This is a genomic window from Brenneria roseae subsp. americana (assembly GCF_003115815.1).
Lineage (GTDB): Bacteria > Pseudomonadota > Gammaproteobacteria > Enterobacterales > Enterobacteriaceae > Brenneria > Brenneria roseae.
Genome location: NZ_QDKJ01000007.1, coordinates 141,314 through 155,423, shown reverse-complemented (window position 1 = coordinate 155,423; position 14,110 = coordinate 141,314). Strand labels below are relative to the sequence as shown.

Annotated in this window: 11 protein-coding genes; 5 read left to right on the top strand and 6 right to left on the bottom strand. The window is 58.6% G+C overall.

Going from position 1 to position 14,110, the window contains the following annotated elements; genetic code table 11:
- Positions 1 to 177: 177 nt before the first annotated feature.
- Positions 178 to 936, bottom strand: coding sequence for an SDR family NAD(P)-dependent oxidoreductase (locus B4923_RS10880; protein ID WP_109054386.1), 759 nt, complete (start codon positions 934 to 936; stop codon positions 178 to 180).
- 299 nt (positions 937 to 1,235) lie between these two features.
- On the opposite strand from B4923_RS10880, the gene B4923_RS10875 reads away from it, so the two are divergent.
- The 5 genes from B4923_RS10875 (at position 1,236) to B4923_RS10855 (ending at position 6,956) form a co-directional block, all read left to right on the top strand.
- Positions 1,236 to 2,567, top strand: a complete 1,332-nt coding sequence (locus B4923_RS10875) for an aspartate aminotransferase family protein (RefSeq protein ID WP_109054385.1) — start codon at positions 1,236 to 1,238, stop codon at positions 2,565 to 2,567.
- Positions 2,568 to 3,087: 520 nt separating this feature from the next.
- Positions 3,088 to 3,927, top strand: a complete 840-nt coding sequence (locus tag B4923_RS10870) for an ABC transporter ATP-binding protein (RefSeq protein WP_109054384.1) — start codon at positions 3,088 to 3,090, stop codon at positions 3,925 to 3,927.
- Positions 3,917 to 4,798, top strand: a complete 882-nt coding sequence (locus B4923_RS10865; protein ID WP_109054383.1) for an ABC transporter permease — start codon at positions 3,917 to 3,919, stop codon at positions 4,796 to 4,798. Before B4923_RS10870 ends, B4923_RS10865 begins: the two co-directional genes overlap by 11 nt.
- Complete coding sequence (locus B4923_RS10860) at positions 4,795 to 5,898, top strand: ABC transporter permease (protein ID WP_245929554.1); 1,104 nt, start codon at positions 4,795 to 4,797, stop codon at positions 5,896 to 5,898. Before B4923_RS10865 ends, B4923_RS10860 begins: the two co-directional genes overlap by 4 nt.
- Before the next feature lie 44 nt (positions 5,899 to 5,942).
- The gene (locus B4923_RS10855) at positions 5,943 to 6,956 is read left to right on the top strand and encodes an ABC transporter substrate-binding protein (protein ID WP_109054381.1); all 1,014 of its coding nucleotides are present in this window, start codon (positions 5,943 to 5,945) and stop codon (positions 6,954 to 6,956) included.
- A gap of 95 nt (positions 6,957 to 7,051) precedes the next feature.
- On the opposite strand, the gene atzF is transcribed toward B4923_RS10855, so the two are convergent.
- The 5 genes from atzF to B4923_RS10835 all read right to left on the bottom strand — a co-directional run bounded on the left by atzF (position 7,052) and on the right by B4923_RS10835 (position 14,096).
- Entirely contained in the window at positions 7,052 to 8,860 is a 1,809-nt protein-coding gene (gene atzF / locus B4923_RS10850; protein WP_109054380.1) for an allophanate hydrolase, read from the bottom strand.
- Between the two features lie 10 nt (positions 8,861 to 8,870).
- Positions 8,871 to 12,470, bottom strand: coding sequence for an urea carboxylase (gene uca, locus B4923_RS10845; protein ID WP_109054379.1), 3,600 nt, complete (start codon positions 12,468 to 12,470; stop codon positions 8,871 to 8,873).
- Between the two features lie 98 nt (positions 12,471 to 12,568).
- Positions 12,569 to 12,730: a hypothetical protein gene (locus B4923_RS20905; protein WP_170116043.1), complete on the bottom strand. Its 162-nt coding sequence runs from the start codon at positions 12,728 to 12,730 to the stop codon at positions 12,569 to 12,571.
- Complete coding sequence (locus tag B4923_RS10840) at positions 12,721 to 13,356, bottom strand: urea amidolyase associated protein UAAP2 (protein ID WP_109054378.1); 636 nt, start codon at positions 13,354 to 13,356, stop codon at positions 12,721 to 12,723. Before B4923_RS10840 ends, B4923_RS20905 begins: the two co-directional genes overlap by 10 nt.
- Positions 13,357 to 13,367: 11 nt before the next feature.
- The gene (locus B4923_RS10835) at positions 13,368 to 14,096 is read right to left on the bottom strand and encodes an urea amidolyase associated protein UAAP1 (protein ID WP_109054377.1); all 729 of its coding nucleotides are present in this window, start codon (positions 14,094 to 14,096) and stop codon (positions 13,368 to 13,370) included.
- Positions 14,097 to 14,110: the final 14 nt, after the last annotated feature.

Sequence of the window (14,110 nt, the reverse complement as noted above, 5' to 3'; positions counted from 1 at the left end):
GGGAAACAAGCAAATAGCGTACCTGAATCGAAGTGGGGTAGTAACCGGAAGGTTACGCAACAAACTCACTTTCCGTGTTTTTGTGCGCAGGGTATGGCGGGGGATTAATCTGACGGTGAAGATAAACCGACGTTGTAATCAACGTCGGTTGAAAAGGGTTTTCAGCATGGCGTCATGCTAGTCGCGGTCGATGGCGAAAGACGACCATGCCTGACGTACCGGCATGATCTCTATGCGGTTGATATTCATATGGTCTGGTAGCGTCGCCACGGTATAGATTTGCCCGGCTATGTCCTCGGCGGTCAGCGGCGTGGTGCCACGGTATAACCGATCGGACGCGGCCCGATCGCCCTTGGTTCTTACCAGCGTGAATTCGGTTTCGGCAATACCGGGCGCCAGATCGGTGACTCTCACTCCGGTTCCTTGCAGGTCACAGCGCAGGTTATAGCTGAACTGTTTGACGAACGCTTTTGAGGCGCCGTAGACATGGCTTCCCGGATACGGCCACTGGCCTGCAATGGAGCCGATATTGATGATGCTGGCCCCTTTTCCGGTTGCAATCAGCGTCGGTAGTAAAGCATGGGTCACATTCACCAATCCGGTAATATTGGTATCGATCATGGTGTGCCAGTCGGCTAATTCAACGTGTTGGGCCGCCTGAGGAGATAACGCCAATCCGGCGTTATTCACCAGCGTCTTAACCGTTTTGAAGGCTTCAGGCAGGGTCGCCACCATGTTCTGGACGGCCTGCGCGTCACGCACGTCCAATACCGAATAGTAAACGGGTACGTATGCCGACAGCTCATCCGACAGCGCCCTCAGGCGTTCTTCACGTCGGCCGGAGAGGATGAGCGACCAGCCATTGGCGGCAAAGTGGCGTGCCGCAGCATGGCCGAATCCAGAGGTCGCTCCGGTGATAAACACAATATTCCGCATGAAAATGTCCTCTTCTGAGAGTGATAAACGGTTTTCAACTTTACGAAGGGATCGACGCCTCTGACAGAGCCAGTTGCCAGGAATGTATGGGACAAATCAGCCGGTAACGCGGGCGCGGCATCAACTGGCCCAAGGTTATTCTCGATCTGGCTCTATCCCCGTTGCCTTTTTTATCCCTAGTCTGATTTTTTCTACTTGATGGCGGTATGTATGGCGTTACGCTGCGGTTTTGCCATGCTTACAGGTCGTTGCTGACCCACATATGCGATACATGCCCGCGTAATGATGAGGATGGAAAGATGACGTTGAAGAATGAATCTGCATTGTCTAATGATTATGTCCGTCAGTTGGACAGACAGTATGTTTTTCACTCCTGGGCGACGCAGGGGGCGTTGAATCCGTTGGTAATTGCGGGCGGGGAAGGGAGCCGGCTCTGGGATTATGACGGGCAATCCTGGCTGGATTTCAGTAGCCAGTTGGTTAACACCAATATTGGTTTCCGCCACCCGAAAGTGGTTGCGGCCATTCAGACTCAGGCGGATTTACTGGCGACCATTTCCCCGGCAATCGCCAATCTGACCCGCGGCGAGGCGGCCAAACGCATCGTTGCGCGCGCGCCCGATAAATTCAGTAAGGTGTTTTTCACCAATGCCGGGGCGGATGCCAATGAAAATGCAATCCGCATGGCGCGTTTGTTTACCGGTAAAGAGAAGATCCTGTCTGGCTACCGCTCCTACCACGGTAATACCGGCAGTGCGATTGGCGCCACGGGCGACTGGCGGCGCTTGCCCAATGAATATTCCCGCGGCCATATCCATGTCTTTACGCCTTATCTGTATCGCAGTGAGTTTCTGGCAACCACCGAGGCTGAGGAGTGTCAGGCGGCATTGCACCATTTGCGCCGGATAATCGAGTGCGAGGGACCAAACACCATTGCCGCGATTTTGCTGGAAACCATTCCGGGCACGGCGGGGATTCTGATTCCGCCTGCGGGCTATCTGGCGGGCGTACAGGCGCTGGCTAACGAGTTTGGCATCATGTTGATTATGGATGAAGTCATGGCTGGTTTCGGCCGCACCGGCTCCTGGTTCGCTTTTGAGCATTATGGCATCGAGCCGGATCTCATCACGTTTGCCAAAGGCGTGAACTCGGGCTATGTGCCGGCGGGGGGCGTCCTGATTTCTGAACCCATCGCCCATTTCTTCGATAAGCAACTGTTCCCGGGCGGCCTGACCTACTCCGGGCACCCTCTGGCGATGGCCGCCATCGTGGCGACGCTGGATGCGATGGAAGAGGAAAACATCGTCGGGAATGCCGCGCAGATTGGGGATGGCATATTGGCGGCCGGGTTACGCAAACTGGGTGAAAAATATCAAATTATTGGCGAGGTGCGCGGTATCGGCGTGTTCCATGCGCTGGAGCTGGTTTCCGATCCGGTCAATAAAACGCCGTTGCCGGCGTCGGTGATGGGAGAAATAAAAACCCGATTGCTCGCTAAAGGATTGCTGGGCTTTATCGCGGAAAACCGCCTGCATGTGGTGCCGCCCTGTATCGTGACGGCGGATGAGGTGCGGCAGGGGCTGGGTATCATTGATGAAGTTCTGGAGGAGATTAACGATAAGTTTTGTTGATTCCGGCAAGATCCCCTATATGGATCCAGTGAGATTTCGTGCGCGAAGAATAGCCGTTTTTCCATGCAACGACGTAGCACGCGCCCGACAAGGAGCGCTCAATCGCCGCTGCTCCTTGACCTCATGGCTTTTGGCGAAACGGAGCCGCTGCGCGGTTCCTTCGCCGTGAGGTACCTTTTGACGGACCGCCAGTGACGCGTTCCCGACGCGGCACTGGCTTTCACAGCATCCTTGCTGCTCATCCTAAAGGCACCTCCCGACTCAGCCCCTTTTACGCCAGAGGGGCGCCACCTTCCCCCCGTATCAAAATTAAATATACGTTTTATGTATGCATCTTGCTCCAAATAGAGGCAATTGCGCGGCGATTTGCACCAAATGTGCTGGCATGGGTTTAAGCGCCGATGCAAAAGCCCACGTAGTCCGTAAGGTCGGGCAAAAAATAAACGTTGGCATGGAAATGGCATCAGTCAGTCCGGAAACCTAACCAGATAGTCAGAAATCGCCAGGAGGGGATACCGGTATGAGCCAACTAATGTACGCAGATGAGTCTTCTCTCATAACGACGCCAGTAGCCCCGGCAACCGCCAGACCGGCAATCGTTGTGCGTGACGCCAATGTTATCTATCCCGCCGCCGATCGACCGGTGCACGCGCTGCAAGATGTGAATCTGACTATCCGTCAGGGGGAGTTTGTCTCTTTTATCGGCCCTTCCGGCTGCGGCAAAACGACATTGCTGCGGGTGATTGCCGATCTGGAATCGATTACCTCAGGCGAAGTCTGGGTCAATGATATGACGCCATCGGAAGCCCGTCTGGCGCGGGCCTATGGCTATGTGTTTCAGGCGCCGGTATTGTTGCCGTGGCGTACCGTGTTGGCTAACGTCATGCTGCCATTGCAGATTCAGGGGAAATTGCCTGCCCAGATTGAAGCGATTGCCCGCGAGCAGCTGGCGCGCGTCGGCCTGAGCGGCTTTGAGAAAAAGTATCCGTGGCAGCTGTCGGGCGGTATGCAACAGCGGGCATCTATCGCCCGGGCGCTGGGGTTTGAACCCAAAATCCTGATGATGGACGAGCCTTTTGGCGCGCTGGACGAGTTGACCCGCGATAACCTGAATCAGCAGCTACAGCAGCTTTGGTACAACGAACAGCGCACGATGGTGTTTGTGACTCACTCCATTTCCGAAGCGGTCTATCTGTCCACCCGTATTGTCATTATGTCGCCGCGTCCCGGCCGCATCGTCAAAGTCATTGATTCGCCGTTACCGCACCAGCGGGATTTATCCCTGCGTGACTCACCGGCGTTTATTCGTCTGGCGCAAGAGGTACGGGAAGCACTGATCGAGGGACACCATGAACATTAACACCTTAAGCTACCGGGCCTTACCCGTTGGCGTGGTGATCGCTATCGCGGTGGCGTTCTGGTATCTGCTGGCCGTCGGGTTGAATGCCCAGGGGGCGATTGAACGCACGCTGGCTCCGGCAGGCGACTGGAACTGGCGCGATCTGTTTTATACCACGCTGAATATGACGCGTCCGGTTCTGCCGGCGCCGCACCAGATTCTGGCGGATATCTGGGCCAGTTTGACCAAATGGCCGGTCTCCTCCCCCCGTAATCTGCTGTTGCACACCTGGGTAACCGCCAGCGCCGCGCTGACGGGTTTTGTAATGGGCGTGGTATTTGGCCTGCTGTTGGCGATTGGCATTGTGCACTCGCGCACGCTGGATAAAGCCTTACTGCCGTGGATCGTGGCATCACAAACGGTGCCGGTGCTGGCTATCGCGCCGATTGTGCTGATTATTCTGGGCAGTCTGGGGATTACCGGCCTGCTGCCGAAAGCCACCATTGCCATGTACCTCTGTTTCTTTCCGGTGACGATTGCCACCGTGCAGGGATTGCGTTCACCGCAGAAGATGGAAATGGAACTGGTGCATACCTACGCCGCCAGCCGTATTGATACCTTCTGGATGGTGAGGCTGCCGTCTGCTCTGCCTTATTTATTTCCGGCGTTTCGGGTGGCGATAGCCAGCGGGCTGGTGGGTACGATGGTGGCGGAGCTGCCGACCGGGGCGCAGGCGGGATTAGGCGCGCGCTTGCTTACCGGCTCCTACTATGGCAACACCATCCAGATCTGGTCCGCCCTGGTGATGGCGTCGCTACTGGGACTGCTGTTGACCGCGTTGGTCAGCCTGACGGAATACGGCGTGATGAAACGCCGTCAAGGGGGTCGATGATGCGTAAATCCGTTCCCGGTGGCGTTGGCCTTGTCGTGGCGTTGATTGCCGCGTTGCTGGGGCTGGGACAATGTCTTCCCGGCATGTTGGCGGGAACCGCCGTGTCCGTGATGGCGGTTTTACTGTTGCTGCTATGTGTGACGGTGCTGGCAATGCTGCCGTTATCATCACCGTGGTATCTGGCGTTGTTGATGGTACTGATTGTGGCGGCGGCCGGGCTGTTGCTCCTTCCCGGCGTCATGGCGCAGGCCGATGCGCCATACTGGTTGGCTATTTTTGCCCTGGGATTATTGGCATGTCACAGCGTACAGCGGCTGGCAACGATCGATAGCCGTAAACTGCCCGCCAGCGTGGTGGCGACGCTGTTCGGTGTCTGGGTGATCTATTTCTGGCAACTGCTGGTCACGGTGTTTGCCGTACCTCAGGTGCTGCTGCCTGCGCCGCTTGATATCGTTCGGGCGCTGTACCAAAACGCCGGGCCGCTGAGCGGGGATTTTGTGCAAACGGTACTGAAATCGGTGCTGGTGGGGTATCTGCTGGGCAGCGGTATGGGCATTGCCGTGGGGATCCTGATTGACCGCCTGCCCTTCCTGCAACGTGGACTACTGCCGTTGGCCAACCTGACGAGCACCATTCCGCTGGTGGGGGTCGCGCCTATTGCGGTGATGTGGTTCGGTTTTGACTGGCCTTCCAAAGCGGCGGTGATCGTGCTGGTGACGTTTTTCCCCGCGCTGGTCAGCACGCTGGCGGGATTGCAGGCCAGCGGCAAGCTGGAGCGCGAGCTGATGTATTGCTATGCCGCCACGCCGCGTAAAACGCTGTGGGTATTACGTTTGCCGGCAGCATTACCCTTCATTTTCAATGCATTGAAAGTGAATGCCACCCTGGCGCTCATCAGTGCGATTGTCGCCGAGTTTTTTGGTTCCCCCACGTCCGGGCTGGGCTTTCGTATTTCGACGGAGGCGGCGCGCATGCATATGTCCACGGTGTGGGCGGCGATAGTGGTGGCCTCCGTCGTTGGGTCGGTGTTTTACGCGCTGCTGGTGCGGCTGGAGAAAAAAGTCAATTTCTGGCACCCCTCGGTACGCGGGGAGTCGTAGTCCGTTTGTCGTTGTGTGTTCCACTTTACCCCGAGGATACTCAGATGAGAGATCGTTCCGCTTTTCGCAAATGTCTTATCGTGGCCGCCACAACGCTGGCGTTTTCCCTGACGACCGGCGCCTGGGCCGCCGAGAAAGTCACCTTGCAGCTTAAATGGCTGCCGCAGGCGCAGTTTGCGGGCTATTACGTTGCGCAGGCCAAGGGCTACTACAAGGATGCCGGTCTGGATGTGACCATCAAGCCTGGCGGTACGGACATTTCGCCGGTGCAGGTGATTGCCGGGAAATCGGCGGACGTGATCGTGAACTGGATGCCGGATGCGTTGGCGGCGCGGGAATCAGGGGTGCCGCTGGTGAATATCGCCCAGATATTTGATCGTTCCGGCATGATGCTGACCTGCCGTAAATCAACCGGCATTAAAACACCGGCGGACTTGAAAGGGAAAACGCTGGGCGTGTGGTTTGGGGGGAACGAGTATCCGTTTTTCAACTGGATGCACAAGCTGGGCTATAAGCCGGATACGGACATTAAGGTGTTGAAGCAGGGTTTTAACGTTGACCCGCTGTTGCAGAATCAGGCCGCCTGTATTTCAACCATGAACTATAACGAATACTGGCAGTTGATTGATGCCGGCATGAAACAGGACGAACTGATTTCCTTCCCGTATGAAGATCAGGGCGTATCGACGCTGGAAGATGGGTTGTATGTGCTGGAGTCGAGCCTGAACGATCCGGCGTTTGTCGCGAAAATGGCGAAGTTCCTGAAAGCGACCTATAAGGGTTGGAACGACGCGGTGAAAAATCCAACCGAAGCCGCCGAGATTGTGGTGAACGAAGACATGTCCGGTTCCGCCACGATAGAAGTGCAACAGCGGCAGATGGAGAACGTCGCCAAGCTGATTACCCATGCCAACACGCCGGAAATCGGCTATCTCGATCCGGCGGCCTACCGTCGCACGGTGGATGTGCTGCTGAACGGAGGCGATGCCTCGGTGATCAAAAAAGACCCCGGCGACAGCGCCATGACCCACGTCGTCTGGGATGAGGCGGCGAAATAATCGATTTTTCTGAAGGCCCGTAAAGCGGTGGTTTACGGGCCTTCTGCCGGTTGTATTGGCGAGCTACCCTGCCCGCCACCGGGGTTAACGCATCTTTACTTCGCACCGCCCTTCAGATAGGCGCGCCATCCCTTCAGGTGGGTGATGTCCTGCGCATCCTTCAGACCGTATGATTCACAGATAAACCCGGTTTCCCAACTGCCGTCGGACAGCTGAATTTTCCCCAGTCCCAACGGCGCGGGGATCCCGGTGAGAAAGGAACCGAGCTCCGCACTGGGCAGTTCCCACACCTCGACCTCAATGGCTTCGCCGTCAGCCGCCACCCGCACCATGCCGGGACGAAACGGCGGGCCGCCTGCCAGCGCATACAGCCGATAGTCTGGTGAGCTTTGTGTCGCATGCAGCAGTCGGCCTCCGCGCTGGGTGAGTTGCCCGTTTAAAGGTTGACCTGAGAGGTGCGCGCCGCACACCACCAGCCGGGCCCGATCGTTGCGGGCAACGCGTTGCGGCGTCGCTGCGTGCAGCATGCGCCCGCCCGCCAGCGGCAGTGATTGTCGGCGCTGAAACGCCGCCGCCAGACTGAGCAGATATTGATCCGTGAAGACGCGCCCGAACAACGTCACTCCCCAGGGCAGGCCGTTTGTCTGGAAGCCGGCAGGCAGCGCGACCGCCGCATAGTCAAGCATGTTCATGAAGTTGGTGTAGTAGCCGAGATCGGCGTTGCGCTTGACCGGTTCGGCATGCAGTTCGTCCAACGTCACCGCGCGCGGGTAGGAAGGAGTCAGGACGCATGCCAGATCGGCCATGGTTCGATCGCAAATGACCTTCAGCGCCTGTAGCCGGTACTGGGCGCGAAAGGTATCCACGGCGCTGTGGCGGGGGGCCTGGGCGAGCACATCGCGGATCACCGGCAGTACGGCGTCCGGCTGGCGTTCGATAAGTTCGCCCGCCACGCTGTAACGCTCCGCGGTCCACGGCCCTTCATAGAGCAATTTGGCGGCTTCCAGAAACGGGGAAAAATCAATGCTGACCGGGATGCCGCCCAACGCTTTCAGATGTTCAACCGCGGCGGAGAATAATGCCGGGCTTTCAGGGCAGCCTAAAAACTCCAGTTTATCGGGCACGCCAAAGCGGAAGCCGGGACGGGGCAGGCCAAATGCGCTGGCGTCGTTCCATTGTGGGTTGGCGCGGCTGTAAGCGTCGTCGGGATCCCGCAGGGCGATCAGCGCCAGCAGCTGGCTGGCTTCCTCGGCGCTGGCGGTGAAAAAGGTGACGCAGTCCAGCGTGCGGCAGGCGGGGACGACGCCCGCGGTAGAAATCAGTCCCTTACTGGCTTTCAGTCCAACCAGATTATTCAAGGCGGCGGGCACCCGCCCACTGCCTGCCGTGTCCGTTCCCAGCGCGAAACTGGCTAAACCGAGCGCCACCGCCAGCGCCGAACCGGCGCTGGAGCCACCCGCCGGATAATCGGGGTGGATACTGTTGCGGCATTCACCATAGGGCGAGCGTGTGCCGTTAAGGCCGGTGGCAAACTGATCCAGATTGGTTTTCCCGACGGGGATCGCGCCTAATGCGATCAATTGCCCGACGATAGTGGCGCTCTTTTGCGGCACATAGGCATAGGCCGGGCAGGCGGCGGTGGTGGGGATACCGGCCAGATCGATATTGTCCTTGATGGCAAAGGGAATACCGTACAGCGGCAGAGACGCCAGGGATTGCTGTTCCAGCGCCGCCAGATAAGGCTCCTGTTCGTCGGCGTTCAGCAGATGGATGAACAGGTGGAATTCAGGGTTGAGCGCGCCTGCTGCGGTACGCAACTGTTGCAACAACGCGCGTGGAGTTAAGTCGCCTTTCTGGTAAGCATCCCGCAGCGTACTCAGGCGCAGATCAAAAGTCGGTTGCATGGTATTTTCCTCACTCTTTCTCAATGACAATGACACACTGCCCGGCACTCACGGGCGATCCCGGTTGTACCCTCACTTCGCGTACTATCCCCTGGCAGGGGGATTCGAGCGGGATTTCCATCTTCATAGACTCCAGTATCACCAGCGTATCGCCCTGCGTGACGTGAGAGCCCACATCGACCGCAACCTGCCACAAATTGCCGGCAATCGGGCTTTCGACGCCATGTTGACCGGGTTGCAAGGGGGCGCCGTCATGCTGTTCCGTGTGCCCGGTTTCGCTGTCGAGAGGGGTTCGATCGGCGTCGGCCCAGCGCAGCCGCTCGGCATTAAACGCCGCACGTTGCCGGTGGCGGAACGCGGCGATACTGTCTGCTTCACGCTCGAGAAAAGCCTGATAGTCGGCCAGCGCCAGCTCGCTGTGCTCAATTCGTAACGGATAACGCCCCAGCGGGAAGTCACGGCGAATTTGCAACAGCTCATCGGCACCGACCGGATAGAAGCGAATCTGGTCGAAGAAACGCAGCAGCCAGGGCTTGCCGTCAAACGCCGCCACGTCCCGGTATCGGTTCCACATTTGCAGGGTGCGGCCGACAAACTGATACCCGCCGGGTCCTTCCATGCCATACACGCACATATAGGCTCCGCCGATGCCGACCGAATTTTCCGCCGTCCAGGTACGCGCCGGATTGTATTTGGTGGTGACCAGACGATGGCGCGGATCGAGCGGTGTGGCGACGGGCGCGCCCAAATACACATCGCCCAGCCCCATGACCAGATAGCTGGCGGCAAAGACCAGGCGGTGGACCTCATCCAGATCGGTCAGGTCATTGATGCGGCGAATAAACTCCAGATTGCTCGGGCACCACGGCGCATCCTTGCGCACCGTGGTCATGTATTTCTGGATTGCCAGCTGACAGGCGGGATCATCCCAGGAGAGAGGCAGATACACGATGCGTGAAGGGACGCGCAAATCCTGTTTTTTACCAACCTGTTGCCACACCTCAGCCACCTTGCGCAGCAGCTGCGGCAGCGCCAGCGTTTCTGGCTGGTAGTGGATTTGCAGCGAGCGGATCCCCGGGGTGATGTCAATGATGCCGTCAATATCGTCCGCCTGTAGCATTTGCATCAGCACATGACCCCGCAAGCGCAGCGCCAGATCCAACTCCGGTTCACCCAGTTCCAGCAACAGATAGGTGTCGCCGCTGAGGCGGGCCACCAGCCGCTGGTTGCCCTGTCCGCAGTCAAGCACCACCGGGGATTGGAGTGGATGCGGTTGCCAGTCGGATGCAACCGATCGCAATTCGGCATGCTCTGTTTTTTGCGCCACCGCCAGCGCCCGTGCCGTTTCGATGCTGACCGGCGTAAAGCGCACCTTATCGCCGGCCCTGAGCTGGCCGAGTTGCCACAGGTCAGCCTCGATGACGGTGACCGGACAGACGAAACCGCCCAGACTCGGACCGTCGGGACCAAGGATCACCGGCATATCCCCGGTGAAATCAACGGCGCCAATGGCATAAGGGTTGTCATGGATATTGGAAGGATGCAATCCCGCCTCGCCGCCGCTGTCCCGCACCCATTCTGGTTTCGGACCAATCAGGCGCACGCCGGTACGGCTGGAGTTGAAGTGGACTTCCCACTCGGTGGCAAAAAACGTGTCGATATAGCCGGGCGTAAAATACTCGGGCGCACCGTGCGGGCCATAAATGACCCGCATTTCACGCACCGTGGGCAGCGTGGCGACCAGTTCATCAGGTAGCGGTACGCCGCTGGCGCTGTTCCGCAACGCAGGCAGATGCAGCACGTCGCCCGCGCGTAGCGCACGACCGGCATGACCGCCGAACTGGCCCAGCGTAAAGGTGCTTTTGCTGCCTAAATAATCGGGCGCCTGAATGCCGCCCCGCAGGCACAGATAGCTGCGTGCGCCTGCCCCCGTCAGCGTACCCAATTGCAGGGTACTGCCTGCCGGGATCGGGAACGAGATATTCATCGGCTGCGGCTGTCCGTTCAGCTGTACCGGCAGCTCGGCCCCGGTCACCGCGGCGACCGCGTCCGTGTTAAAGCGCAGGATGGGGCCGCTCATGGTCACTTCCAGCGCCGCCATGCCTGCGTCGTTGCCCAGCAAACGGTTTCCCAGACAGAGCGAGCGGCTATCCATCGGCCCGGAAGGCGGAACCCCGACGGCCCAGTAGCCAATTCGGCCCGGATAATCCTGTACCGTGGTCTGCGTACCGGCAGCCACGACCTCGAACGTATTGGCCTGATAAACCAGCGTTTCCAGACAGCGGGTCCAGGGTAATCCGCTGGCAAAAGGGGTATCCTGCACGATCTGCCGCAGATAATCGCGGTTGGTTTCCACCCCGTACAGCACCGTCTCGGCCAGCGCCTTATCGAGCGCGTGCAACGCGTCTTGCCGGCAAGGGGCCCAACTAATCAGCTTGGCAATCATCGGGTCGAAATAGGGCGGGATCTCACATCCCGCTTCGACCCAGGTATCAATGCGCAGTGATTTACCTTCGGCGTGAGGGAAGCTGACCGCCGTCAGTAGTCCCGGGCTGGGTTGAAAGTGGCGTCCCGGATCTTCGGCGTACAGCCGCGCCTGAATCGCATGGCCCTGTGGCGATAAATCCCGCGCCAGCGTCGCCAGCGGCGGCAGTTCACCCGCGGCCAGTTGCAGCATCCAGCGCACCAGATCCACGCCCCAGACCTGTTCAGTGACGCCGTGTTCAACCTGTAGGCGCGTATTGACCTCGAGGAAATAAAAGCGTTCAGCCTGACTGTCATAGATGAACTCAACCGTACCCGCGCTGCGGTAGTTGACTGCCTGAGCCAGCTTCACCGCCGCGTTGCACAGTGCCGCATCCATCCCGACCGGCAGGTTTGGCGCGGGCGTTTCTTCCAGCACTTTCTGATTACGCCGCTGTACGGAACAGTCACGAACCCCTAAAGCCAGGACCTCTCCGTTGCCATCGCCAAAAATCTGTACCTCCAGATGACGGGCGCGTTCGATATATTTTTCGACGAACACCCCGGCATCGCTGAAATTGTTCTGCCCCAGACGGCGAACGCTTTCGAAAGCCTCCGACAGTTCGTCCGCGGACCAGCATACGCGCATCCCGATGCCCCCGCCGCCCGCGGTACTTTTCAGCATCACCGGATAGCCAATGGCGATCGCCGCCGTCAGTGCGGCGTCCACATCCTCCAGCAATGCCGAACCTTCCAGCAGGGGGATGTGATGAGCTTTCGCCAGCGCGCGCGCGGTATGTTTAAGACCGAATACGCGCAGCTGTTCCGGCGTGGGTCCGATAAAGGCGATACCGGCGGCTTCACACGCTTCGGCAAAGGCGGCGTTTTCCGACAGGAAACCATAGCCGGGGTGAATGGCGTCGGCCCCTGTGTTTCTGGCGACGCCGAGGATCTTATCCACCATCAGATAGGTTTGCGCCGCGGGGCCGTCTCCCAGACTGACCGCGATGTCTGCCTGCTGGACATGCAAACTGGCCGCATCGGCTTCTGAATAGACCGCCACGCCCTGAACATTCAAGTCATGCAGGGTGCGTAAAATACGACAGGCAATGGCGCCGCGATTGGCAATCAATACGTTTTCAAACATGTGAAGCGCTCTCGAAATGAGCAGGTCGTCCTGCTTCCGCTATGCTGCGCCAGGGTCGTCCGTGGCGAGGGGATCGCGGGTCGTTCCGCGGATACCCGTTACCTGATATTCAGGTTATTGGCGTTATCCGCCCGTTCACGCTCCGCCGATAAGGCAGGCAGCAGCCCGGTATAGTGTCTGGCCCGGGCGACCAATAACGCGGCGAGAAAGCGGCGCGCCGCGCGCCAGACTGCGGCGAACGTTTGCCCGGTCATGACCATATCAGGACCTCCGCCGGGGTAGGGTTCCAGCCGTTGCAGGGGTTGTTGAGCTGCGGGCAATTGGAGATCAGCACGATCACATCCGTCTCTGCCCGAAGTTCGACGTATTTTCCCGGCGCCGAGATGCCATCTTCAAACGTCAGTCCGCCATCGGGCGTAACCGGGACATTCATGAAAAAGTTGATATTGGCGCCAATGTCTTTTTTATCCAGACGGCCGTCGTGCAGGCAGGCGCACAGGAAGTTATCGCGGCAGCTGTGCATATAGCGTTTATCCAGCGCATAGCGCACCGTGTTGCTCTCCTGCGCGCAGGCGCCGCCGAGCGTATCGTGCCGGCCGCAGGTGTCGGCGACGATGGTCAGCAATGGGTTGCCGAGATTGGAATAAAGGACGCTGCCGGTGGTCAGATAGACGTTGTTCTGACGGCGCAACGTCCGCTGGGGATCGTAGCGCTCACGCGGGTTGGCGGCACGGTAAAACAGCGTATCAACGGCCTGATTGCCTTCCAGATCGAGCAGGCGCACCGTTTGGCCTTTTTTGACTTCAAACAGATAGGGTTCGCCCGCCGGGATCACATGACGGAACAGCGCCTGTTCAGGCTGAAGGTGACTGGTGGTTAAGCTCATCGTAGTGTCCCTCAAAGATATTGGCGTTCAGTGTTGTGAAAGGCGCGGGCGTTTTCCGCGCGTGAATGCCGGCAAAGCTCGGTAATGCCGTCGCTGTTCGGCTGGAACCAATTCAGTTGGACGGGCTTGGGGGAATAGTGCGGATTGGTGTCCATCGGATGCTGGAGCGCGGTGAGTATCACCAGCGTATCCATTGGCGCGTAGAGTTCGATGTAGTCCCCGGCTTTGGCATTACCCGGCTGGAAGCGGAAGCGGCCGGTTTCATCCACCGTCACCTTGCTGAACAGATTGACGACCATCAGCAGGTCTTGCAGATTCAGGTTCCACTTACCCATCTCCACCAGCAAGTTGTCCACGCCGTTGCGATGAAAGGCGTTACGCTGTTCCTGATAGCGTCCCTGACCGTATTTCTCTTCGACTTCCTTTGCATTGAGCACTCCGCCGAAGCTGTCGTGCCAGCCGCAGGTGTCGGCGGTGATGGCGGCCAGAACCCGGCCCATATCCGAATACAGACAGTGGCCCGCCGTGAGTTTTGCCGTGTGCTGGCCTTTCAGGGTATCGGGCAGATTAAGCCGTTCGCTGGTCTGGGCCGCATTCAGCAGCATCAGGCTGACGTTGGCATCACCTTCAATATCCGTGATGCGCAGCAGTTGGCCCCGGCGCAGGACGAACGAGGTGTGTCCGCCGCCCGGAACGGTTTCTTCATATAATGCAGATTGTAAAATCAATGGGTTGGTCATGGTTAAAATCCTTA